Annotated in this window: 1 protein-coding gene; it reads right to left on the bottom strand. The window is 45.6% G+C overall.

The window, feature by feature from the left end; translation table 11 throughout:
* Positions 1-20: 20 nt before the first annotated feature.
* The gene (locus tag KO533_RS22370; RefSeq protein ID WP_219256191.1) at positions 21-1,142 is read right to left on the bottom strand and encodes an ISAs1-like element ISSod22 family transposase; all 1,122 of its coding nucleotides are present in this window, start codon (positions 1,140-1,142) and stop codon (positions 21-23) included.
* Positions 1,143-1,245 lie beyond the last annotated feature (103 nt).

The raw sequence follows: 1,245 nt of genomic DNA, 5'->3' as shown, positions 1-1,245 counted from the left end.
CAGGGCAACCGCATGAGTGTTTAAAATTCGTCCAGCTGCAACCCTGCTAATAGAACCGATTCTAAATATTCAGGTTTCATCCAAGCTCTTTTCTGTTTCGCTGGAATGCTTCCTTTAGAAGGTTCAGCCCTAAGCATATTCAGTGATATGTGCCTAAGCATGGCCCAATTTTCTGCCCCATGGTGTTGGTAAATCTGGCAACTATCTTCTTTCATTGAGACATCTAGCACCCAGTGTAAGCTGTTCTCAATACCCCAATGCCCACGCACTGAATTGGCTAACTGCTGCTCATCGAGTGTGGCTGAACTGATATAGTAACGGTAGGTCAATTCTGCCTCTTTCCCTTTCGTATGCCGATAACTCAAACACATACCTAATGTTTTCAATTTCATCCACTTAGGAAAATTATCTTGGAGCGGGTTTGCAGGTATTACATAGTAGGCTCTTGCCTCGATACGGCCTCTATTTTTCTCAATAACGAGTCCATCAAGAGGATTACTGCGCGCTTCACTGAAAGCACTGACCACGGCCTCATGCAAGGAACTTTGATTCGCCTTCACAGCAAGTAAGTAGTCACCTCCTTGCTCGACTATCTGCCTTGCAATCTCTGTCTGGCAACCCATGGCGTCGATTGATACCAGTGCTCCTTCTATATCTAATAACTGGAGCAGCGCTGGGATTGCAGTTATCTCATTGGATTTATTTGCAGTTTTTACTTGCCCCAGCACCACTTTATTGGCACAGGCAAACGCATTGACCATATGAATGGTTGAGCGCCGATCTTCACGATTGTATGAGGCACGAAGCGTTTTACCATCGATAGCAATAAGATGGCCATCACTCATCTCATGGACGGCTCGCATCCAATTGGCGAAGCACAGTCGGAATTGTTCCGGCTCGATACGAGAGATAATACGTGCAATGGTGTCATCGACAGGGACACCTTCGGTCAGAATTCCCTTTTCTTTAAACCAGGTATGATGTCCGGCAGCATAGTCATGGATTTCTGACCAGCCTTCGGCCCCAGCAATCACACCACACAGAGTGACGAACAATACATCATGCAATGGGTAAGTTACTTTGGCAGATTGTCGGCTGTCAGCAATCGAGTTGAAATGAGACGTGAAGGCTTCAAGGTACATGCTCTGATGTTCTCTATAAGAAAAAGAGAGCATAAGATCATAATCGACACCGTCCGTCAAATTGGGGTCAAAACGGTTAAAATATATTCACGATCTCGCCCTG

Origin of the sequence: Shewanella sp. NKUCC05_KAH (assembly GCF_019345585.1) — a bacterium.
Classification (GTDB): Bacteria; Pseudomonadota; Gammaproteobacteria; order Enterobacterales; family Shewanellaceae; genus Shewanella; species Shewanella oncorhynchi.
The sequence above is the reverse complement of the archived record's forward strand: the minus strand, read 5'-3'. Positions and strand labels throughout refer to the sequence as shown.